Annotated in this window: 11 protein-coding genes, 1 other RNA gene and 1 pseudogene; 6 read left to right on the forward strand and 7 right to left on the reverse strand. The window is 57.5% G+C overall.

What is annotated here, in order from left to right:
- From WFN87_RS22315 to hxsA, 4 genes and pseudogenes are all read left to right on the forward strand, one after another.
- Positions 1-148, forward strand: a 148-nt coding sequence (locus WFN87_RS22315; protein ID WP_336983824.1) for an integrase core domain-containing protein, incomplete at its 5' end; no start/stop codon positions are given.
- A 33-nt stretch (positions 149-181) separates the two neighbouring features.
- Positions 182-667: pseudogene (locus WFN87_RS22320) on the forward strand (His-Xaa-Ser system radical SAM maturase HxsB); the annotation flags it as partial.
- A complete protein-coding gene (gene hxsC, locus WFN87_RS22325) occupies positions 660-1,772 on the forward strand; it encodes a His-Xaa-Ser system radical SAM maturase HxsC (protein WP_336983814.1) in 1,113 nt (370 codons plus the stop codon). The pseudogene WFN87_RS22320 and the gene hxsC, both read left to right, overlap by 8 nt.
- A complete protein-coding gene (hxsA, locus tag WFN87_RS22330; protein ID WP_336983815.1) occupies positions 1,769-2,395 on the forward strand; it encodes a His-Xaa-Ser repeat protein HxsA in 627 nt (208 codons plus the stop codon). Before hxsC ends, hxsA begins: the two co-directional genes overlap by 4 nt.
- Before the next feature lie 294 nt (positions 2,396-2,689).
- On the opposite strand, the gene ssrA is transcribed toward hxsA, so the two are convergent.
- The 6 genes from ssrA to smpB all read right to left on the reverse strand — a co-directional run bounded on the left by ssrA (position 2,690) and on the right by smpB (position 21,874).
- Positions 2,690-3,053: a transfer-messenger RNA gene (gene ssrA / locus WFN87_RS22335) on the reverse strand.
- Between the two features lie 117 nt (positions 3,054-3,170).
- A complete protein-coding gene (locus tag WFN87_RS22340) occupies positions 3,171-4,334 on the reverse strand; it encodes an HlyD family type I secretion periplasmic adaptor subunit (protein ID WP_166879252.1) in 1,164 nt (387 codons plus the stop codon).
- 7 nt (positions 4,335-4,341) lie between these two features.
- Positions 4,342-6,549: a type I secretion system permease/ATPase gene (locus WFN87_RS22345; RefSeq protein WP_336983816.1), complete on the reverse strand. Its 2,208-nt coding sequence runs from the start codon at positions 6,547-6,549 to the stop codon at positions 4,342-4,344.
- A complete protein-coding gene (locus tag WFN87_RS22350) occupies positions 6,546-7,952 on the reverse strand; it encodes a TolC family outer membrane protein (RefSeq protein ID WP_336983817.1) in 1,407 nt (468 codons plus the stop codon). Before WFN87_RS22350 ends, WFN87_RS22345 begins: the two co-directional genes overlap by 4 nt.
- Before the next feature lie 81 nt (positions 7,953-8,033).
- A complete protein-coding gene (locus tag WFN87_RS22355; RefSeq protein ID WP_336983818.1) occupies positions 8,034-20,606 on the reverse strand; it encodes a BapA/Bap/LapF family large adhesin in 12,573 nt (4,190 codons plus the stop codon).
- Between the two features lie 785 nt (positions 20,607-21,391).
- A complete protein-coding gene (gene smpB / locus WFN87_RS22360) occupies positions 21,392-21,874 on the reverse strand; it encodes an SsrA-binding protein SmpB (protein WP_008458185.1) in 483 nt (160 codons plus the stop codon).
- A 153-nt stretch (positions 21,875-22,027) separates the two neighbouring features.
- Here smpB and WFN87_RS22365 point away from each other — a divergent pair, with 153 nt between their 5' ends.
- Positions 22,028-22,465, forward strand: coding sequence for a type II toxin-antitoxin system RatA family toxin (locus WFN87_RS22365; protein WP_008458184.1), 438 nt, complete (start codon positions 22,028-22,030; stop codon positions 22,463-22,465).
- Positions 22,455-22,745 (forward strand): RnfH family protein, encoded by a 291-nt coding sequence (locus tag WFN87_RS22370; RefSeq protein ID WP_336983819.1) that lies wholly within the window; start codon positions 22,455-22,457, stop codon positions 22,743-22,745. Before WFN87_RS22365 ends, WFN87_RS22370 begins: the two co-directional genes overlap by 11 nt.
- Before the next feature lie 62 nt (positions 22,746-22,807).
- On the opposite strand, the gene bamE is transcribed toward WFN87_RS22370, so the two are convergent.
- Positions 22,808-23,152 carry an outer membrane protein assembly factor BamE gene (bamE, locus tag WFN87_RS22375; RefSeq protein WP_008458182.1) on the reverse strand — a complete coding sequence of 115 codons (345 nt, stop codon included), beginning with the start codon at positions 23,150-23,152 and terminating at the stop codon, positions 22,808-22,810.
- Positions 23,153-23,177 lie beyond the last annotated feature (25 nt).

The raw sequence follows: 23,177 nt of genomic DNA on the forward strand, positions 1-23,177 counted from the left end.
TCATGCCCGGAAAACGATTAATGACTGGCGGCAGGATTATAACGAGTGCCGTCCCCATTCATCGCTGGATTACCAGACACCAGCTGAATTCGCAACGGACTGGCGAAACAGGAAATATGAAGAAAAACCAACCGACATTACTAACTGAAGGTTGTATCTAATCCTGGGGGCAGGTCATCAGAATGAAAAGGGAATTCCTGTCATTGAGCACTCGGCTGCTATCCATCTCAAACGAATTTTCAATCCGGGCTTCAGTGGTTATGCAGATCTGAAATCACCAAGTGGAGTTGTGTTGAACTGCATTCTGTTCAACTATGACGGTAAAGTTTACGGTAGCGACGAAAGCCGTATGCTTCAAAAAGTAAATCCGGAAGCAGATTTCAGTGCCGGGGAATTTGCTTCATTCTCATTCAGTAGAAACGAATATTACCGTTCAGCTCTATCATCCTCATTCAACTTTGCCATGCCCGGTTGTGATAACTGTGCTTATCAGCCATTTTGTGGGGCAGATCCTTGCCAGAATATTAGTGTTCATGGCGAACCTGTTGGAGATAAGAGTCGATCTATTTTTTGTCAGTATCACAAAGGAATGTTCCGTTTTCTGTTAAATGAAATCTCCCATGAAGGACCAATGGCAAAGATGCTTAAAGGGTGGGCTTATGTCTGAGGTGCTTAGAAACGACATATTCAGGTTTTCGGCTGATCTGCCTGTTCGGCAAGGTTTCTATCGCCTGTGCAAATCTAAGCCCGAAAATCCTCAATTCTATCTGCCAAATTTACTGGTCAGTGAAACTGAACTCGATTCCAGACTTCCTGCATATTTTGCAGACTACGTTGTGAGCACTGATCTTTTCAATTCCATAGAAGATGGTGATATAGGGATTGTTAACAACGGAAACATGATTAGGGTGATTTTGTCACGGAGAGCAAACCATAACACTGTTCTGGTAACTGAAAGATGCAACAACAGTTGCCTTTTTTGTTCTCAGCCTCCGAAGACAGGAAACGATGACTGGCTTCTTAACCAGTCAGCACTTGCCATCGCTTCTTTCTCCCTGAATGGTGTCGTAGGCGTGAGTGGGGGAGAACCCCTACTGTATGGCGAAGATTTCCTGCATTTTCTGGACTTCATAATCGAAAACTCGCCTGAGACAGCATTGCATGTTTTGACCAATGGACGGAAGTTTGCAGATGCCAATTTTACTCAGCAGATGAAAGAGCGAAGCGAAAAAATCAAAATAACTTTTGGTATTCCGCTTTATTCTTCAAGGTCGCCAGTTCATGACTATCTGGTTGGAAGCGATGGGGCATTTAATGAGACTGTTAGAGGGCTTATCAATGCCGGCAACTCAGGGATCAACATTGAGTTAAGAATTATTCCGACACTGGCTAACTATATGGAACTGGACAAAATCATAGAGTTCGCTGGTCGCGTGTTCTCCAATATCAACCAGATTTCTCTTATGGGGTTAGAGTCTATTGGCTGGGCACGTAAAAACTGGTCATCAATCTTCATTGAGCATGACAACTATAGTGAAAAAATTCTCTCTGCTATAGGCACAGCACAAAGGTCAGGGATCCCCCTAATAATCTTCAATTACCCATTGTGTCATCTTCCTGAGCGAGCTTGGGAATTTACTACTCAGTCAATTTCTGACTGGAAAAATTACTATCCCAAAGAATGTGATGAATGTACTCGGAAGTCTTCCTGTGCTGGTTATTTCAGTTCATCAAAAGGCCGTTTTCATCAACCACCGAGACCAATTTTATGAAAAAATTTAATTTCGCTGCTCTGCTTCCGGGATTTTTAGCACTCAATAATTCTGTATGGGCAAGTGATTCCTCTACTGGAGCAAGTGACTTGCCTGGTATGACTCTCAATGAGCATGATTTAGTGATAGCTCCACTTAACACGGAAGTCCCCTTTTACATTGCAGGACACCGTAGTCATAGCTCCCATCGAAGCCATAGTTCTCATAGATCTTCATCTGGTGGTGGATACTATGGTGGAAGTACTCCTTATTATCCTAAAACATACAGTTCATCAGATTCATCCAGTTCAGGGACGAATTCCTCATCGTCTTCTTCATCTATTCGTTCACTTCGCTCAAATGATATGGATACCTCTACGTCCACAAACTCTGTTGGAACGAATAGAACTACCCGTGCAAGTAGTGGGCTGGCTTCTGATACTGAGAAGCGTAAACGTTTAATCATGCGAGTGCAGTTCGCACTGCTGGATAAGGGATATTACAACGGGAATATTGACGGAAGTATGGGGCCAGCGACACGAGCTGCTATAAAAAATTATAGAGTTGCAAGTGGATTACCTACTCCGGTAAGGGAAACCTTGGATACACAGTTATTAAACTCTTTAAGTATACTGGCCCGTTAAAAATATCAGGTGAAATAGAATGAGATAAAGCTCTCTTTTTATAAAAAAGGTTTAGCGATGATGTTGATCAGGATTTGAATTTGGAAGAAGGGTCAAAAGAGCTATTGAATTCGAGATTGGTAATGCACGAGCATATATATGTAAAGCAGTATATGTAACCAAAGCCTCCTTGTAATTAGTAGCTTCTTGAAATTCTTACTAGACAACAACAGATACAAAAAAGCCCGCATAACTTTCGCCATGCGGGCTTTCAGGACTTCGTATCGGGCTCTGGTAACCGTCAACAAAGAATTTTGGTGGAGCTGGCGGGAGTTGAACCCGCGTCCGAAATTTCTACATCCTCGGTACTACATGCTTAGTCAGTCTTTACATTCGCCGGGCAACTGCGGACAGACACGCCATTACCAGACTATCCTGATTAGTTTTAATGCTTCAACCCCAGGCAAGGCATCCACACGATCTCTTTTGGGTTTGACCTCTCTTTGATCCCCGTCTTAAGAGCGGAAGCTAGGGAGAGAGGGCTCAGAGCAGGTTATTAAGCTGCTAAAGCGTAGTTTTCGTCGTTTGCGACTATTTTTTTGCGGCTTTTTACGAGGCCAACCGCCCCTCGGCATGCACCTTGGGTTTCGCAAATCCCGTCGAATCCAGAATCAGCCCCAATGTGTACCGGCGAGTATAACAGATTTATTACGTGCGTGACCAGCCGTCTGCAGAGAAATCCCGCTGAGTGCAATTCGTACAAAATTCCTTCAGCACCAGCGGGATAGGCGGTCAATTAACGTTCGCGCAGCGCCTCGCGGGCGCGGTTGAACGGCTTAATCAGGTATTCAACGATGGTTTTCTGCCCGGTTTTAATATCCACGGTCGCCACCATCCCCGGTGAGATAGAGAAATGGTGGCCGACTTTGTTCACCAGGTAGTCCTGGTTGGTGCGGATAAACACCCGGTAGTAGACGATCTCCGGCTTCACCTTGTCCTGAATGGTGTCCGGGGAGATGGTTTCCACTGTGCCTTCCAGCCCGCCGTAAATGGCGTAATCGTAGGCGGTGATTTTCACCAGCGCGCGCTGGCCGGGGTGGATAAAGGCGATGTCGCGCGGGGAGAGCCGGGCCTCAATCAGCAGGTGATCGTCCACCGGTACAATCTCCATCATCTCGCCGTTCGGCGGAATAACGCCGCCGATGGTGGTGACCTGAATGTTCTTCACGATGCCGCGCACCGGGGAGCGCACGGTCATGCGGTTCACCGAATCCTCACGGCCTTTGATGATGGCGTCCAGCATGTCCACTTCGGCATTGGCCTTCGACAGCGCCTCGCGCGCCTGCACGTAATACTGCGAGCGCAGGTCGGTGATCCTTAAGCCCAGGTCGCTTTTCTGCCGCTGCAGGCGCAGCACTTCCACATGGCTCGCCGCGCCACTTTTCACCAGTCGCTGGGTGATATCCAGCTCTTTGTTGACCGACGTTAACGCATCCCGCAGCTCGGCTTCGGAGTCGTTCAGCTGCGCCCGGCGGGTTTTATACAGCCGGGTTTCGGAGGCGATCAGGTCCGGGAAGGCTTTGAGCGAGTCCGGGAATTTCAGCGGCTGATCGTTCACTTCGGCGTAAAGCCTTGCGCTGGAGGCCAGAGAGGCGCGGTAACGAGCCGTGCTTTCGCCGACGTTAGACTCGGAGCGGGTCGGGTCGAGGCGGGCGACGATTTGCCCGGCCTGCACTTTATCGCCCTCGTGCACCAGCAGCTCGGTGACTATCCCGCCGTCCAGCGACTGCAAAATCTGCTCGCGGGAACTCGGCACCACTTTCCCGGTGCCAGTGGAGACTTCGTCCAGCGTGCCGAACCACGCCCAGACGCCGAACAGAGCAAACAGCAGCGTAATGAGCAGGATAATGCGGCTCGCCCCGGAAAATTCGCTTTCGCGCTGGATGTCCGGGTCATCCATGGTGACGTCATGCTGACTGGTTTTCATTGTTCCACTCCCGCGGTGGTGTCTGGGCGGCGGCCGGGGCCTGAGCCTGTGCCGGTCTTGCGGCGCCGAGCGCCTGCGCCTTCGGTGCATCCATTACCAGCTGGCCGTCTTTCAGCACCAGCACGCGTTCGACCAGTTCGAGCACCGGCACGCGGTGGGTGGCGACGACCAGCGTGCGGTGGCCGAGCCACTGATTCAGCCGCTGAATAAATTCCCGTTCGGTATGGTCGTCCAGCGAGGCGGTGGGCTCATCGAGCAGCACGATGTTGGGCGAGCGCAGCAGCATGCGCGCCAGCAGGATCGACTGACGCTGCCCGCCGGAAAGCCCGCTGCCGCCTTCCATGATCGGGTGATCCAGGCCTTTGGGCAGGTGCTTCACGAAGTTGCTCGCGCCGCTCACGTCCAGCGCCTCGAAGATAGCCTCGTCGCTGGCGTGCGGGGCACCGAGGGTGAGGTTTTCCCGCAGCGTGCCGTAGAACAGCCGCGCGTTCTGGCTCAGGAAGCCGATGTTGCGGCGCAGATCTGCCATGTCGATTTGCGACATCGCGAGATCGTCGAGCCGGGCTTCGCCGCTGGCGAGATCGACCCCGCCCGCAAGCGCCTGCAGCAGCGTAGATTTGCCCGCACCGTTGCGCCCGAGCACGGCAATGCGCTCGCCGCGCTGGATCTCAAGGCGGGCAATGCGCAGCGGAATGCGCGGATCTTCGCTGTGGTATTTGAACTGCGCGCTTTCAAACAGGTAGTGGCCGTGGAGGATATCCTTGTGGATCAGGTTTTCATCGCGCTGGGTTTCCACCGGCAGCTGCATGATGCTGTCCAGCCCCTGTTTGGCGGCTTTGACCTGCTGCCAGCGGGCGAGCACGCCGCACAGGTTGGCCATCGGGGCAATCATCCTTGAGGCCAGCATCGAGGCGGCGACCATAGCCCCGGTGGTCATTTCACCTTCAATGACCAGCGGGGCACCGAACAGCACCACCACCACAAACACCAGGCTCTGGATGGTGATCCCCCAGCTGATTAAGCCCTGGGTCAGTTCGCGGGTTTTCAGGCCAGACTCGGCGGTAATGCGGATGTAGCTGTTCCACTGCTGGAGGAAGCGGTTTTCCGCCTGCATCAGCTTGATGTCCTCCAGCCCCTGCACGCTTTCCACCAGCACGGCGTTGCGCAGGGTGGATTCGTGGGCGGCCTGGTTGGCCAGCGTGGCGAGCTTTTTCTGCAGCAGCAGGCCGGGCAGCACCATCACGATGGCGGCGACCGGGGCGATCCACGCCAGCTGCGGGGCGATGATCGCCAGCACCCCAACGAACAAGATAAAGAACGGCAGATCGACGATCGTCGAGATGGTCGAGGAGGTGATCATCTCGCGGATCTGCTCCAGCTCGCGCAGCTGAGAAATAAAGCTGCCGGTGGAGCGGGGCACGGCGCTGTTGCGCAGCCGCAGGGCGTGGCTAAAGACGCGATCCGAAATGCGCATGTCGGCCCGCTTGCCCAGCACGTCCATGATGTTGCTGCGCGTAACCTTCAGAATGAAGCCGAACACCACGGCGATCAGAACCCCGGTCGCCAGCACGTACAGCGTCGGGTATGACTGAGCCGGGATCACCCGGTCGTATACCTGCATCGAGAACAGGATCCCGGCCAGCGAAAGCACGTTCACCCAGAAGGCCGCCAGCATTACCGGGCCGTAAGGGCGAATGTCCAGCATGATCAGCTCTTTCATCCAGTCCGGGCTGAAGCGTGAGATATAGGCGTCGACGCGGCTGTCTTTCAGCGCCGAGAGCGGGCGCAGGGCGGCCACAAAGCGGATCTCCGGCAGCAGCTTGCTGAGCGACTGGCGGTTGGTGTGGCATTCGTCGTCGAAGTAGCAAATATCCACGGTGTCTTCGCCGTCAAACTGCTCGATCACCGCGATCTGGCCGTTGGCTAAGTCCACCACCACCGGCAGCCGCCACTGGGATATCGCTTTTTCGGTGTTGCCGAGCAGATGGAAGGACAGCCCGGCCTGGCGCGAAAGCTGGGTCAGCGCGGCGACTTTAGTTTTGTCTTTGAACCACGGCGCGTTGGCCTGAATGGTGCCGGGGGAGCAAACCACGCGGTAGTGCCCGGCGACGTGACTGATAGCGTGGGCCCATTGGGTCAGGGCCTGTTCGCTTAAAAACTCCTCATTGGGAGAGGCTGTCTGGCTCATGGCTGAATCTCCAGGGACTGGATGTTGCGGTGTTCCAGACCAAATGCGGTGCGTAATTTGCCGGTGTTATACAGGCAGTTAAGCTGCAGTTGATGGAGCTGGCTCAGCGTTTGTTGTTGGGCGAAGCGCGCCTGGAAGACTTCCTGCTCGGCGTTGAGCACGTCCAGCAGCGGGCGGGAGCCCAGGTCGAGATACTGCTGTTGGTACAGCTCGCGGGTGCGGGCGCTCAGCTGTTCCTGACGCTGCAGTACCTGGAGCGCGGTGGCGAGGCTAATGGCCTGGCTGCGGGATTCCAGCAGCTTCTGGCGCACGTCCAGGCGAACCCGGTCGATACCGGACTGCGCCGCTTCCAGCGCATGGCTGGCGGCGTTGCGGCGTGCCGTCAGGCCACCGCCCTGGTAAATCGGCATTTCGACGCGGATATACGCCGAGTATTGCGTGCGGTTCAGTACTTCGCTGCCGGAATAGTTGTTGTTCAGGTAGTGCTGCACGGACGGCTCCAGCGAGATGGTCGGCGTCATCTGCGAGTTGGCGTAGTCGAGGTTAGCCTGCGCCACGTTGGCCTGCGCCCAGGCGGCAAGGACAGCGGGCACCAGGCGGTCGTCCGGCTTCGCCACGTTACAGCTGTTATTCAGCTTCTGCGGAAAATCAGGGCTGACTTTGTTGAGGCTGGTCCAGCCAAGCTGACTCATCAGCGTCGCCTGGGTGCTGTCGAGGTTGGATTCGTACTGGATCAGCTGCGAGCGGGCGGATTCGATACGCGCGTCGGTTTGCACCACGTCGGACATCGAGGTTGCGCCCTGGTCGTTCCGCTCCTGAGTCAGGCGGCCAATGGCGGTCAGCGCGTCCAGCTGTTCTTTGGCGATGTCGACCATTTGCTGCCAGAGCTGCACCTGCACCATCGCCGAGGCGGTGTCGTGCCCGACGGTGTCAATGCTCACCAGCACGTTGGCCTGGGCCTGGGCTTCCCCTGCGGTTTCCGCACGGACCTGGCTTGCGACTTTGCCGAAGTCATAGAGCATCTGGGACAGAGAAAGCACCAGCGACGGGCTGTAGCCGCTGTTGGTGTAAGTATTGGTGTAGCCGTTGTTCATCCCGGCGCTGATCTGCGGGTAGTACTTAGATTTGGCGACGTTGATCTGTTCGGACTGGCCGTAAAGTTTGCCTATAGCTTCACGAATACTGGGGTGCCAGGTCACAGAGCGGTTGACCGCGTCGTTAAGCGTTAAGATTCCGGGCGCAGGGGCATTGAGCGGGAGGGCGGTTGGGCCGTCGAGTGAGGGCAGCTCTTGTTGTTGAGCCAGACCCTGAGTCGTAATAGAAGTAGGCGCGTCGTCGGCCCAGGCCTGGAGTGAAAACAGACCGCAAGCCAGCCATAACGCAACAGGCCGTAATTTTCCCATATTTTTTCCCTAATAAATGGCACTGCGTTTTTGTCTTATTCCCCGGGCGTCTGTGCGCCCGGGGATTTTTCGCTACAACTATCAGGCAACAATGTGGTTGTTCTGGATCAGTTCATCGAGTGTGGTGTGCACGTTCTCCAAAGTAACAAGAGTGGTTGAGTGGAATGCGCCGGCGGTGCCGTCACGGTCGATGGAGATGACCGTGTTGTTGCCAACGGTAGCCACGCTCAGGTAGTTACCCAACGTTGAGGTCTGCCCATTCCAGCCGACCAGCAGGTCGTGAATGTTGATCTGGTCCCCCTGCGCGAGCGAGAAGTTGTTCCAGACGTCCGATCCATTGCCGCCGGTGCCGTCGTTCGCCCCACCGGCAAGGACGTGGTACACCAGCGTATCGGCGTAGGCCGAAGAACCGTTGATGATGTCCCCGTAGGCAGTACTGACGAACTGCGGGTTCATGTTGATGGTCAACGTGGCGGAGTCTGAATGCCCGTTCTGATCGTTCAGGATGTAGGTAAAGACCTCTTTATTGGTGATGGAGCCCGGTGCCACACCCGCGTTCAGGGTGTAGGTGTAGTTCCCACCGACATCGATAGTCAGGGTGCCGTACTGGCCCTGAATCGTTGCCACCGCGTCGCTGTTGGTCATCGGGTTCAGCGTGGCCGAGCTGCCGTTAGCGCCGGTAATTGTCATCAGCGTATGCACGCTGCCGAGCTGGTCAGCCGCGCCGGCGGAGTCGGTGCCGTCATACAGGTTGCCGTGTACGACGGTACTTTGCGCCGTGAAGCTATCCAGCAGGTTCGAGGTCCCGGTGATGTTCGGCGTGATGGTGATGGTCCCTAGCCCCAGCGGCCCCATGTTCCCGACATAGCTCAGCGTCCAGGTGCCTGAGTGCAGATCTGTGACTGGAATGGTTGCCGTGCCGCCCAGCAGGGCGCTGCCGCTAAAGGTGCCGGTATAGGTGTGACCCAGCCCGTCGCTCAGCGTCCAGCTGACGGACAGTCCACCCAATACCAGACCGGAAGCCACTTTGAACACAATATTGGCCCCGCTAAGCACGGTGTTATCCGCAATGGTGAAGGTACCGCTGCCGTTGCCGTGGGTAGAGGCCAGCAGCGCCGTGTTCCAGGAGGTTTGACCGACCGTGGCGCTCGCGTAAGCCGCGGTGTTCTGCGTCGACGTGATGGCCATAATCGAGCTGACGTCGTTCACGGCATCCACGGTATGCGGTGTGGCGGTGATGTTCAGCGACGCGGTACCGGTATCCCCGTTTGGCGCGGTCACGGTGTACACGAAGCTGTCTGGCGTATTGATGCTGTCGGCTCCCACGCCGGATTTCAGCGTGTAGGTGTAGTTGCCGTGGGCATCAATGGTCAGCGTCCCGAACTTACCGTTGATGGTGGTGGTGCCGGTCGCGGAAACTGCCACGCCGTTCACCGCCGTCAGCAAGCTGCCTGCCGGCGCGACATCGTCCTGCATCACGTTCCCGGCAGTTGAGGCCGCCAGGCTGTCCACCGCGTAGGTGTGATCCTGGAGGATATTCAGCGTGTAGCTGGTCAGCAGTGAGACACCGCTCGCGTTCATCAGCAGGAACAGGTAGTCCCCGCCGCCCAGGGTGACGGTCAACTGGCCTGAGGTGCCGCCCAACAGCGGAGCCGTTAGCCAGGTTTTCTGCACCTGGAACTGCTCGTATTGCTGGGTCGCCACGTTGAACTTGTAGATGTACAGGTCGAAGGTGGAGAGCAGCGCCACCCCGCCCACGCTGGCCTGCAGCGTCATGGTGCGCGTCGATCCGTCTGCGACATCAAACAGGATCGGGTTGCTCATGTTAGCCAGCAGGTTGAGGTTGACCACATTCCCCAGACCGACGCTCAGCACCGACAGACCCGTTTGCTGTGAAGCCCCGTGGTCAACGGCGACAACATCGGTGCCGAAGGTCAGCGAACCGGTGTTATCCGTGGCGGTGACCGTACTGGCCGGGGCACCGTTGCCCAGGGTGACAATCAGCTGCGCAGAGTCGCTGATGCCATTTTGGGTAATGGTGTAGGTAAAGTTCTCGGTACGGCCCAGCACCGCGGCTGAGGTGTTGGTTAAGGTGTAGGTATAGCTGCCGTCCTGGTTGATATGCAGGGTGCCGTATTTACCCTGAATATCCAGTCCGCCAGCGCCAACCGTATGGGAGACGCCCTGGCCATCGGTAATAGCCGTGACCACGGTGCCGGTAGGGGCGTTGTCCACAGCCCCACCAGGACCCGGATCGGTAATGACGTTCCCGCTTGAGGTGGTGGTTCCGCTGACCACGCCGGCGCTGGTCTGCTCGACGGTCACCGCAAGGTTGGTCGCTGCACCTGTTGCCAGCAGGCTGGTGTTGTAGCCCAGCACGCGGTATTGCCCTTCGCCCAGTCCGTCAAGGTTCAGGGTAACGCCGGTAGCGCCCAGGGTCAGCAGGTTCAGGAACTGCGGCAGTGAAGAGTCGACAACCGTCGTCCAGGAGTTAGTGGTCGCGTCAAATTTCTGAATAGCGATTTCCAGCGTATTCAGCAATGACAGTACCACGCCGGTGGCGGCGGCATTAATGGTGATATGCCCCGTTGCTCCGCTGCCGATGGTGAAGCCGACCTGGGCGGTATTGCTGCCCAGAACCGACGCCACGTTCCCCAGCGCGCCAATCAGCAGGTTGCCATAGCCACTGTAGTGCGAGGTGGTGATGTCTGCGTTGCTGGTCAGCGCCAGATCGACCACGTTGCTGCTGGCCGAAAGTGGCAGAATCGGCGCGGTGATCGAGAGCGATGGAGAGACGTTACCCGCCGCATCCGCGGCAGATATTGACAGCGACTGCCCTTCAATCTGGCGAGTCGGCAGGGTGATGCTGAACGCGCCGGACGCATTCGCCGTGCCGGTGACGGTGATCCCGCCCGGCAGCGTGATGGTTACGGTGCTGTTAGCTTCCGCGACGCCAGTGATCGTCGAACCGTCGGCGCTGATAACCCCGGTTGGGATCAGCGGTGGAATAGTATCGACAATCACCGAGGTCGGCAGAGACGCCCCGCCCGTCCCGTTGGCGTTGGTTGCTGTGGCGGTAAAGGCATGTACGCCATCCCCCAACGCACCGGTTGGGGTGAACGTCCAGATGCCGCTTGCGTTGGCAGTAACCGTCCCCAGCAGCGCCCCGTTGTCGTAGATCTTGACGGTGGAGTTGGCTTCGGCGGTGCCGTTGATCGTCGGCTGGGTGTCATTGGTGCTCTGCCCGTTGCCCACCACGCCGGTTTTCGGCAGAACATCGTCCACGATGCTGGTGATCACCGGCAGCCCTGGCACACCGGTAAACGGTGCGGTGAAGCTGGCGGAAACGCCGATGTTCCCGGCGGCATCCTGAGCGAAGGCCAGCAGCGGCTGGGCGCTGGTTTGCGCAGGGGAGAGCGTAATGCTGAAGTTCCCGTTGCCGTCAGCCTGAGCCGTACCCAGAACGGTACCCGTCGCCGAGGTAACGGTCACTTTGCTGTTGGCTTCCGCAACGCCGGTAACAACTGTACCAGTGGCGTTGACCGTCAGACCTGTTGGCGCCAGCGGCGGGACGGTATCGACAATAATACCGGCTGGTACGGACGGAACGCTGACGTTACCCGCCGCATCCGTTGCGGTGACGGTGAACGAGTGGTTGCCCTGAAGCAGAGGCAGCGTTGGCGTGAACGTCCAGACGCCGCTGCCGTTTGCCGTTGTGGTACCCAGCAGCACGCCGTTATCAAAGATATTGACCGTGGCGTTGGCTTCGGCGGTCCCGTTCAGGGTTGGGCGTGTATCGTCCGTTGGCTGGTTGTTACCTACCGGGCCAGTGATCGGGCCGACATCATCTACCACAGAGGTTATCGCAGGCTGGTTAGGCGCCACGGTATCCACCACGATGGTGAAGCCTGCCGTCGGGCTACTGATTACGCCTGCACCGTTGGTCGCGGTGAGGGTAAAGGTATGCGAGCCGTTTGCCAGCGCGGTCGGCGGGGTAAAGACCCAAACGCCCAGGGCGTTAGCCGACACGGTGCCAATCAGGTTGCCGCCATCGTAAATCTTGATGGTGCTGTTGGCATCTGCCGTTCCGTTCAGGGTTGGGCGTGCATCGTTAGTGGCCTGGCCGCTGGTTAATGGCCCGACCGTGCCACCGGCGACGTCGTCCACCACAGAGGTCAGCACCGGCGTATTCGACACGCCGCTGGCGATGGTCAGGGTAAAGCCAGCCGAAGGTACGCTGGTGTTGCCTGCCGCATCGGTCGCGGTGACGGTGAAGACGTGCTGGCCGAGAGGCAACGCCGTCCCAGGCGTGAAGGTCCATGCTCCCAGGGCACTGGCCGTTACGGTGCCAATCAGGTTGCCATTATCGTAAATATTAATAGTGGAGTTAGCTTCCGCCGTTCCGCTGAGTGCAGGCTGGGTATCGTCCGTCGTCTGGCCACTCACCAGCGGGCCCTGAACCGGGCCGACGTCATCGAAGGCCTGAACCACAATCGGCTGAGTCGGCGCAATGGTATCCACCACCACGTTAAACGCGGCGGATGGCAGGCTGACGTTACCCGCGGCATCCGTCGCGGTCACGGTCAGCGCATGGCCGCCGTTAATCAGTGCGGTGCCAGGCCTGAAGCTCCACGCCCCGCCAGCATCTGCCTGGACGGTGCCAAGCAGAACGCCGTTGTCGTAGACGCTGACGGTGGCATTGCCTTCGGCAGTCCCGGTGAGGACCGGCCGACTATCATCCGTGACCTGGCCGTTGGTCAGATTGCCGGTGATTGGGCCGACGGCATCCGCCACGGTGCTGATGACCGGCGCGTTCGGCGCAATGGTGTCGACGGTCAACGAGAAGCCGTTCGACGGATTACTGACGTTGCCAGCCGCATCGGTCGCGGTCACGGTTAAGGTATGCGCCCCGTTGCCGAGCGCGGCCACAGGGGTCAGCGTCCACGCGCCAGACCCGTTGGCAATAGTGGTGCCGATCAGGTTGCCGTCGCTGTAAACCTTAATGGTGGCACCGGCTTCCGCCGTCCCGCTCAGAGAAGGGCGGGTTTCGTTGGTGGCCTGGCCGTTGGTGATTGGCCCCAGCACCGGCGCGGTATTGTCCAGCACGGTGACGATCACCGGTGGGTTCGGGGCGACAGAGTCAATATTCACGCCAAACGAAGCCGCATTACTCACGTTGCCAGCGGCATCCGTCGCCGTGACGTTCAGGGTGTGTGTCCCCTGGCCCAGCGGTGCGGACGGGGTGAATGTCCAGGCGCCCAGCGCATCCGCCTGGGTGGTTCCCAGCACGTTATTGCCATCTTTCACCGTGATGGTGGCGTTGGCTTCCGCCGTACCGCTCAGGGTTGGCTGAGTGTCCTTCGTCAACTGGCCGTTGATCAGCGGCAGGTTAGTGCCCGGCTGAGTCTGGTCGTCGATGACCGAAAGAATGACTGGCACTACAGGCGGCACGGTATCGACCACCACGTTGAACCCTGTGCTTGGGCCGCTGACGTTGCCTGCCGCATCCGTGGCGGTCACGGTGATGTTATGGCTGCCATCCAGTAGCGGAACCGTTGGGGTAAAGCTCCAGTTCCCACCCACCGGTACCGTTACGGTGCCGATCACGACGTTTCCGTCCTTGAAGGTCAGCGTGGTCCCGGCCTCGGCTGTACCGCTGAAGGTTGGCGTATTGTCGTTAGTCGGCTGGCCGGACGTTATCGGCTGGGAAGTGATGTCGTTGGTGACGGAGACGACCAGCGGGGCGGCCGGGGCCAGCGTATCGACGTTCACCACAAAGCCGGTAGACGGCAGGCTGACGTTCCCGGCGGCGTCTGTCGCCGTGACGGTCAGGGTGTGAGAACCCTCGCCAAGGTTAGTGCCTGGCGTAAAGGTCCAGATGCCGAGGGCATTCGCGGTGACGGTACCGATGATGGTGCCGTTATCGAGAATGTTCACCGTGCTGCCAGCTTCCGCCGTGCCGCTCAGGGTTGGCGTTGGGTCGTTCGTGGCCTGGCCATTGGTCAACGGCCCGACTACGCCGCCTACTACATCGTCTACCACGGAGACAATCACCGGCTGGGCTGGTGGCGTGGTGTCGACAATGATGGTGTAGAGCGGAGACAGGCCGCTCGTCTCAAGACCGACGGTCTGGCTGACGGCAAAGGTATGCGGGCCTTGAGTCAGCGGGGTGGTGAGCTGATACGTCCATGTGCCGCCGGCGCCGACGGGCACAGAAGTGAACAGCACGCCATCAATGTAAACATGCACGACACCGCCCGCGGAGGCACCTGAACCACTCAGGGTAGGTAAAGTATCATCGGTCGATTTCCCGTTGCCGACGTTACCGGTTATGGCGCCCACGTTATCGTCTACCAGATCGATGGTTGGCGGATGCGGCAGGATGGAGCTGGTTGCGGTGAAGTTAATGCCCGCGCTTTGGTTACCCGCTGGATCCTGAGCAATAGCCGTCAGGGTTGCGCCGGTGGTTTGAGCCGGGGACATCGTAACGGTCCAGGTACCCAAAATCGGGTCAGCCACGCCGGTGCCCAGCACGTTGCCGCTGGAGTCTTTGATGATAATCGTTGCCCCCGGTTCAGCGGTACCGGCTACAAGCGTACCGGTAGGGTCGGTGATCGGCAGCACCACAGGGTTTGGTGGCGGAGTGGTATCGACGTTAATCACAATCGGCGCAGAAGGCCCCACGCTGTTGCCTACGTCATCCACCGCTTTGATGGTAATGCTGTGTGCACCTTCCGGCAGCACGGAAGTGGTGATACTCCATGTGCCATTGGCGGCCACGACACCGGTACCCAGAATCGTGGTGCCATTGGTGTCGTACAGCGTGATTGTGCTGCCGACTTTGCCGGTACCGGTAAAGGTTGGCGTGGTGTCATCGGTGAAGCTGCCGTTGACCAGCGGGGTCTGGATCGGGCCCACGTTATCAATGATTTCCACGACGACCGGCGCGGTGAGCGGCACGGTATCGACGGTCAGTACATAATCGGTGGATGGCCCGCTGACGTTCCCGGCTTTATCGGTTTGTTCGGCGGTGATGGTATTCACGCCGTTGTTGAGCGCGGTATTCGGCGTAATGGTCCAGTTACCCGAGCCATCCACTACCGCAGAGCCTATCGCCGTGCTGCCGTTGTAAAGCGTGACGGTCGCGCCGATTTCACCCGTGCCGTGGAACACCGGCTTCGTGTCATCGGTAATGCCGTTGGTAATTGGCCCGGTCACCGGACCCACGCCGTCATCTACGGTGCCGATAGTCGGCGCTGCCGGCGGCGTTGTGTCTACGGTGATCGCGATCGGGGCTGACGGCAGGCTGATGTTGCCCGCCGGATCGGTCACCTGGACGGTAATGTTATAGGTCGTTTCGGTAAACGGCGTTGACGGGGTCACGCTCCAGGTCCCGTCGGAGCGCACGGTGGCGGTGCCGATCAGGTCGTTCCCGTTGTTGTAGACGTTGATGGTTGAGCCCGCGATGCCGGTCCCGCTAAAGGTTGGCGTGGTGTCATTGGTACTGCCGCCCGGAGCGACGGGACCGACCACCGGAGGCACATTATCGGTCACGACTGGTGCCGATGGCTGAGCCGGAGGCGTCGCGTAAACCGAGAGCGTGAAGCCAGAAGAAGGCATCCCCGTGTTGCCCGCCGGATCCGTTGCCACGGTAGTGAACACGTGCGTCCCGCTGCCCAGCGGTGAGGTTGGGGTGATTGTCCAGCTCCCGGTCGCGTCTACGGTGGCCGTGCCAATTGGCGTTGTCCCCCCGTCGACGTACAGGGTAATAGTGGCCCCAATTTCACCTTTGCCTGAGAACACAGGTTCCGTACTTTGGGTACTGCCGCCGTTAATCAGCGGAGTCTGCGTGTTTGCGACGTTACCCAGCGCCCCGTCGATGGAAGGCGCTCCCGGCGGAGTCGTGTCGATAATAACAATCTGGGTTGCGGCATTACTGGTATTCCCGGCGGCATCGGTCACGTAGACATTGATGGTGTGCGAACCTTCGCTTAGCGGCTGGGTTGGCGTAAACGTCCATGCGCCGCTGCCGTTTGCCGTCACGGTGCCGATCAGCGTGTTGCCATCGTAAATATTCACGACTGCGTTAGCCCCGGCGGTGCCGCTGATAACCGGTTTGGTATCGTCGGTAGAGGTGCCCGGCAGGACTGGCCCGGTGACGCTCCCGACGGTATCCAGAATTTCGCCAATCACCGGCGTGGCCGGCAGCGTAGTAATCAGATTGATGTCCCACGCCGGGGAATGTGCGGTGACGTTGCCTGCGGCATCCGAAGCCGTGACCGTAAAGGAATGTGGCCCGTCCAGCAGCGGCGTGGTTGGCGTAAATGTCCAGGTGCCGTTGCCGTTAACGGTGGTGGTGCCCAGGACGTCCAGTCCGTCGTAAACCGTGATGGTGGAGCCCGGTTCCCCGCTGCCGCTCAGGGTTGGCGTTGGGTCGTTGGTGGCGCCGTTATTGCTGACCGGCCCGGTCACGGTGCCCACATCGTCATACACCTGGGTAATCGTTGGGGCGGTAGGGGCGATGGAGTCTACGTTGATGTTAAAGGCGGCGCTCGGCTGGCTGACGTTGCCTGCGGCATCGGTGGCGGTCACCGTCAGGCTATGCAGGCCCTGGCCAATAGAGGTGGTCGGCGTAAAGGTCCAGGCTCCGCTGCCGTTGGCGCTAACCGTGCCGATCAGAGTCCCGTTGTCGTAGATCTTCACGGTTGAGTTAGCTTCAGCCGTACCGGAGATCGTCGGTTTATCGTCGTTAGTCAGATCGCCGTTGTTCAGGTTACCGGTATGCTCAGGCACATTGTCGACCACGGAACCGATGATCGGCATATTCGGTGGTGTGATATCCGGGGCGGTGACCGGCGCATTCGGGCCGATATTCCCGGCGGCATCCGTGGCGTTCACTTCCACCAGCTGGCCGTTCGCCTGCGGGGTTGTCAGGGTGATGCTAAAGCTGCCGTCCGGTCCGGCAACGGCCTGGCCCAACGGATTGCCCAGCGCGTCGGTCACTTTCACCGTGCTGCCAGCCTCGGCTTTACCGGTCAGTACCGAGCCGTCTTCATTGAAGGTGAGGTTGGTCGGCAGCGCAGGCGGCGTATGATCCTGGGCAATGACGGCGGCAGGCGTACTGACGTTGTTCGCGGCGTCCGTCGCAGTGACCATCAGCGTCTGGCCGTTTAGCTGCGGTGGCGTGAGCGGGGAAATATCAAATGTGCCCGTGCCGCTGGCGATACCAACGCCAATCACATTGCCGTTACCGTCCCAGACGGTGACGGTACTGTTCGGTTCGGCGGTACCGGTCACATGCAGGCCATCAGCGCTCACGGCCAGCCCGGTTGGGGCATTCGGTGGCGTGTGATCCGGGGCAGGAATAGCGGCACCTGGTCCGGTATTACCCGCCGCGTCGGTCGCTTTGGCGGTTAAGATCTCCCCGTTAAGCTGAGGTGGGTTCAGCGTCACGCTGAAGTGGCCGGTACCGTCCGCCGTGGCCGTACCGAGCACGGTGCCGCTGGCGTTTGTGATGGTGACCTTGCTGTTGGCTTCTGCTGTCCCGGTGAGCGTTGTCCCGTCGTTAGAGACGGCCAGCCCGGTGGGCAGTATCGGAGGCGTGGTATCCACGACGACGCTAAAGCCTGAGGATGTTCCGCTGGTGCCGCTGCCGTTGGTGGCACTAAAGGTGAAGTTGTGCGGGCCATCAATCAGCGGGAGCAGCGGTGTAAACGTCCACGTGCCGCTGGCGTCAGTTGTTGCGATGCCGATAGGCAGGCCGTTATCAAAGACAGTAACGGTGGAGCCCACCTCTGCGGTACCGCTCAGCGTTGGGCGGTTGTCATCCGTTGGTTGACCGTTCGTCAGCGGCCCCTGGATCGGGCCGACATCGTCAGTGACCGAAACCAGAACCGGAATGGTCGGGAAGCCGGAGTTTGACGCCGGGAAGGTGGTATCCGGCCCCATGTTACCCGCCGCATCCTGCACCTGGGCAGTCAGCGTGCCGCCATGCGTTTGGGCCGGGGTGAGGGTCAGGGTGAAGTGCCCGGTTTGGTCAATTTGTGCCGTACCCAGTACCACGCCGTTTGGACCGACAACTTTCACGGTATCACCGGCCTCACCTGTCCCGGTCACGGTTGTGCCGTCCTGGCTCACGGTGTCAATGGTGACCGCCACCGGTGGAAGGGTGTCCACGGTGAAGGTTGGGCCGACGGTCACGCTACTGATGTTGCCCGCGAGGTCGGTCTGCTGCAGCGTAATCGCGTGCGGGCCATCAGCCAGGGCGATAGAAGGCGTAAAGCTCCATTTGCCGTCGCTACCCACGGTAACCTGCCCAATGGGCAGGCCATTATCAAAGATAGTCAGGGTACTGCCCGCTTCCCCGGTGCCGCTGAAGGCAGGTTTATTATCATCGGTAATACCGTTGTTGCCGATAGGCCCAGTGATAGAGCCGACCGTGTCGAGGATCTGATCGAGTACCGGCGGATTCACGACGGTATCGACAATGACGGTGTAGGACGTGGAGCTTCCGCTATCGCCGCGAATATTCGAGGCCGTGGCGGTGAAGCTATGCGGGCCGTCGGGCAGATTGGCGACGGGGGTAAAGGTCCAGATCCCCCCCACGAGCACGATGGTGGTGCCGATCTCTACGCCATTATCAAAGATATGAATCGTCTCGCCGACGACGCCTGTCCCCTGCAGGGTTGGGGTCTGATCGTTGGTTGGCTGATTGTTGGGTACGGTGCCAACGATCGGCGGGACGTCATCAATGATGGTGGTAATCACAGGGATGGTCGGCAGCGGGAAGAACGGCGCGGTGGCTTCTCCCGGCGGGCTGACGTTGCCTGCTGCATCGGTAGCCGTGACCTGGAGGTGACTGCCGTCAAGCTGCGGCGTGGTCAGGGTGATGCTGAATACGCCAGTAATAGGCGCAGCGGTACCGGTACCAATCACGTTCCCGTTCGCATCTTTGATGGTGACGGTGCTGCCTGCCTCGGCAATCCCCGTCACTATGTCGCCATTAGCGCTGACAAGCAGGCCGGTCGGTTCGGCAGGCGCGGCGGTATCTACAGTCACGGTATAGCTGACTGACGTGCCGCTGTCTCCCCGAACGTTAGATGCCATAGCGGTGAAAATGTAGGCGTTATCCACCAGCGGTGTGGTTGGCGTAAAGCTCCAGGTGCCGTCCAGGCCGACCTTAGTGGTACCGATCTCACTCCCGTTGGCATAGATATGAATGGTGTCCCCGGCTTGTCCACTCCCCTGCAGGGTTGGCGTGTTGTCGTTGGTTGACTGCCCGTTCCCTACGTTACCGGTGACTGGCGCGACGTCGTCAAGAACGCCGGTAATCACCGGCAATACCGGCGGGAGTACGTCCGGCGCGGTCACGTTGGCCGGAGGACTGTTGTTGCCCGCCGGATCGGTGACAACCACGGTCAGTGTCTCACCGTCTACCTGCGGCGTGGTCAGGGTGATGCTGATATTGCCATTGTTATCGGCAGTACCTGACCCGACGACTACGCCGTTCGGGTCTTTGATGGTTATGGTGCTGCCCGCTTCTGCATGACCGGTAACGATTTCCCCATCCGGGCTAACGGCCAGTCCGGTTGCCGGCCCCGGAGGAGCGGTGTCAATGGTGATGGTATAGGCCGGAGAAGTTGCGCTTTCGCCCCTTTCATTTGTCGCCGTGACGGTGAAAGAGTGTGTGCCGTCAGCCAAGGCAGTGCCTGGCGTGAAGCTCCAGGTCCCATTGGCGCCGACCACAACGGTGCCAATCTGCACGCCGTTGTCGTAAATATGCACCGTGGTACCGGCCTGACCGGTGCCGTTCAGCGTTGGCGTGTTGTCGTTGGTTGGTGAGTTATTGCCTACGTTGCCGCCGTTAGGCGCATTCGGATGATCGTTCGTGATACCTGTAATGCCAGGTTCGTCAGGCAGCGGAATAGTCGGTGAGGTAATAGTGGCGCCTGGACCAGTGTTGCCAGAAGGATCTGTTGCCGTGACGGTCAGCGTTTCGCCTGTTATCTGTGGCGAGGTGAGGGTGATGGTGAAACTGCCGTCGGTACCAGCAGTACCGGTGCCAATAACGTTGCCACTGGCATCTTTTACCGTGACCGTGGAGCCCGCTTCGGCATTACCTGTAACGGTTCTGCCGTCTGCGGAGACGGCAAGGCCGGTAGGTGCCGGCGGTGGAGTAACGTCCGGTCTGCCCGGATTTCCAGGGTTGCTACCGCTGTCTGAGTGCCCGCCGCCGCCGCTAGAGGCGGCAGCGATCGCACCGCCTGCGGCAACCGCCAGGCCACCCAGCACCCACGGCCAGAGGGCGCCGCCTTCGGCATGTGCGCCGGTGGCGGTCATGATCGCGTCAATATTGGCAATTTGCTCATAGTGAGCTGCGGTTTCTGGATCCTGAACCCACCAAAGCACGCCGTCATGGCCTTCCAACACTAGCTGGTTGCCACCCTGATCGGCAAAGGCGTAGTAGTTTTTGATGGTAATGGTTTCGCCGGAATGGAGTTTGATCACCAGATCCTGGCCTGAACGCGTGTAGCTGGCGACCTCTTCACGTTCAATTTTTAGCTCGACAATTGAAGGGCCTTTTAAGGTGATTTCAGAGGCTTCGACGTTGTTTTTAACGCCGGTTAATTTAGAGATAATTAAAATTGAACGCATTGTTATCACTCCATTCGCGATGAACGTGGTGGTAGTCAGTTGCCCGGCGTAATGTGTTGATTACCGAAAGCAAAATTTTTAGGTGTAAAAGGCCCTTCGCGATGTATTGGCGAAAAAAGGCCTGTATCAAAAAATTGATGACAGTGATTGTTAATAAACAGGGCGTTTCCGGTGCGGAATCGAAATTAGTTAATTCTCAGGGTTATAGGCTCGTCGTTTATTAAATAGAGACTATTGATGATATAGACAGGAAAAAATGAAAGCGCAACTTAAGCCATATTTAACACTATGTAAGTCACTCTAAAGTACCCGTGAACGTAGCGGGAACACCCAAACGGCTGAAGCCAGTTCCCATGGTGTATCTCAGGTGCCGTTATGCTTATTGCATTGAAAGACTTAAGATAAATTTTAGCAGTGCTTTTGTATTATCCCGGATGAATTGAGACTTCAGGCATAAAAATCCCTGAGTCTGAAAGGGATATGGTGCCTTTTTTGGTGGGGTATTTTGTTTTGTAAAGAAGAAAAATATGGAAGAAGTTATCTATTTTGTGAAGCGTATAAAGATGGTCGCTGAGGCAGGAAATATTATATATCTATGAATTTTTAGTTTTCAGTGGGGAAGATAATTGTGAAGGAAAATAGTATATATTATTTAGTGTCGCTTAACTCATTCAGATGCTCCAATATTTGACTGCGCAATAATAGCTGATAATTAAAAGTGAGTATTTTTTTATACTGGCTCTTCAGAAGAAGAGCCAGTGGAGTGCGGGGCTGAAAGAATCGCCTTAACGGCCGGCGTTTTTCATGATGCGGGCTTTATCCACAGCCCATTCGCGATCCTTCGCATCGGAACGCTTGTCATGCTGTTTCTTACCTTTCGCTACGCCGATTTTCACTTTGCACCAGGCGTTCTTCCAGTAGAGGGACAGGGCGACGATGGTATAACCGTCGCGGCTGACGCTACCGAACAGGTTGTCCAGCTCGCGCTGGTTAAGCAGCAGTTTGCGGGTACGGGTAGGATCGCAGACGACGTGGCTGGAGGCGACGGTCAGCGGCGTGAAGTTGGCGCCAAACAGATAAGCCTCGCCATCTTTAAAGATAACGTAGCTGTCGCCGATGTTTGCCTTCCCGGCACGTAATGATTTTACTTCCCAGCCTTGCAGCGCGAGACCCGCTTCAATCTCATCTTCGATAAAGTATTCGTGGCGGGCACGCTTGTTTAGCGCAATGGTGGCTGAGCCTGGTTTGTGTGCTTTTTTCTTAGTCATAGTGCTGCTCAGTATATGTAATCCAGGAGTTCAAAGACACCCCGCGGCCTGCGCGAGGAGGAAGCGCTTATCTTAGCATGAGCGGCAGAGAGTTTTTGTTTGCGCGGTGATAAATGTTATTATTTGTCCGATTTATGACTCCCAGGAATTGTTATGCCGCAGATTAGCCGTACTGCTTTGGTGCCCTACAGCGCCGAGCAGATGTACCAGTTAGTGAACGACGTGAATTCGTACCCGGAATTTTTACCTGGCTGCACCGGTAGCCGGGTGATTGACGCATCGGCTAATCAGATGACGGCGGCGGTCGACGTTTCAAAAGCCGGGATCAGCAAAACCTTTACTACCCGAAATACCCTGACCGACAATCAGAGTATCCTGATGCATCTGGTGGATGGCCCCTTCAAAAAGCTGATGGGTGGCTGGAAGTTCACGCCGCTCAGTGAAGATGCCTGCCGGATTGAGTTCCAGCTTGATTTCGAATTTACCAATAAGCTGATTGAGCTGGCCTTTGGCCGTATCTTTAAAGAGCTTGCCGGCAGCATGGTTCAGGCATTCACTACCCGCGCCAAAGAGGTTTACCGTGCCGCGTGAGATTCAGGTTGAGGTGGTGTACGCTCTGCCGCAAAAACAGTACCTGCGCCAGATTAAGCTTGAGGAAGGCAGCACGGTTGAGCAGGCGATTGTCGCCTCTGGCCTCCTTGAGCTTCGTGACGATATCGATCTGACGAAAAACAAAGTCGGTGTGTACAGCCGCCCGGTAAAGCTGGGGGATAAAGTGAATGACGGCGATCGGGTTGAGATTTACCGGCCGCTGATTGCCGACCCGAAAGAATTACGTCGCCAGCGTGCGGAACGTTCTGCCCAGAAATAACTCTGTGTGAAAGTGACAAAAAAAGGTGCCTCAGGCACCTTTTTTTATGCATCAATCCAGCCTTATTCCCCTTTGGTCAGGGCCGGTTTGTTGTCGATGTTGGTCAGCACGCCGCTGCTGTTAAAGGTCAGGGTCAGCGTCTGCTGAGTCACGTTCTCGTGGCCCGGCTGCTGGCGGAAGACATAGAACCAGGTATTGGTGCCGAACGGATCGGACATCATTGGCGTCCCGAGGGTGTAGGCAACCTGTTGTTGGGTCATGCCCACGCGGAGTTTGGACACATCATTAGGTGCCAGATAGTTACCCTGGTTGATGTCTGGGCGGTAAACCACTCGCTCCAGAGTGGAACAGCCTGCGGTCAACATCAGAAGAACCGCTGCGGCAGCAGTCAGCATTTTACAACGCATAGTGATTTGATTCCTTTTCGGGCCG

The organism is Cedecea sp. AS113, assembly GCF_037152415.1.
In the GTDB taxonomy this organism is placed as follows: domain Bacteria; phylum Pseudomonadota; class Gammaproteobacteria; order Enterobacterales; family Enterobacteriaceae; genus Cedecea.

Bases quoted from the DNA above. Each gene is read 5' to 3' on its own strand.
- hxsC (WP_336983814.1), top strand. From the start codon at position 660: ATGTCTGAGGTGCTTAGAAACGACATATTCAGGTTTTCGGCTGATCTG.
- hxsA (WP_336983815.1), top strand. From the start codon at position 1,769: ATGAAAAAATTTAATTTCGCTGCTCTGCTTCCGGGATTTTTAGCACTC.
- WFN87_RS22340 (WP_166879252.1), bottom strand. From the start codon at position 4,334: ATGGATGACCCGGACATCCAGCGCGAAAGCGAATTTTCCGGGGCGAGC.
- WFN87_RS22345 (WP_336983816.1), bottom strand. From the start codon at position 6,549: ATGAGCCAGACAGCCTCTCCCAATGAGGAGTTTTTAAGCGAACAGGCC.
- WFN87_RS22350 (WP_336983817.1), bottom strand. From the start codon at position 7,952: ATGGGAAAATTACGGCCTGTTGCGTTATGGCTGGCTTGCGGTCTGTTT.
- WFN87_RS22355 (WP_336983818.1), bottom strand. From the start codon at position 20,606: ATGCGTTCAATTTTAATTATCTCTAAATTAACCGGCGTTAAAAACAAC.
- smpB (WP_008458185.1), bottom strand. From the start codon at position 21,874: ATGACTAAGAAAAAAGCACACAAACCAGGCTCAGCCACCATTGCGCTA.
- WFN87_RS22365 (WP_008458184.1), top strand. From the start codon at position 22,028: ATGCCGCAGATTAGCCGTACTGCTTTGGTGCCCTACAGCGCCGAGCAG.
- bamE (WP_008458182.1), bottom strand. From the start codon at position 23,152: ATGCGTTGTAAAATGCTGACTGCTGCCGCAGCGGTTCTTCTGATGTTG.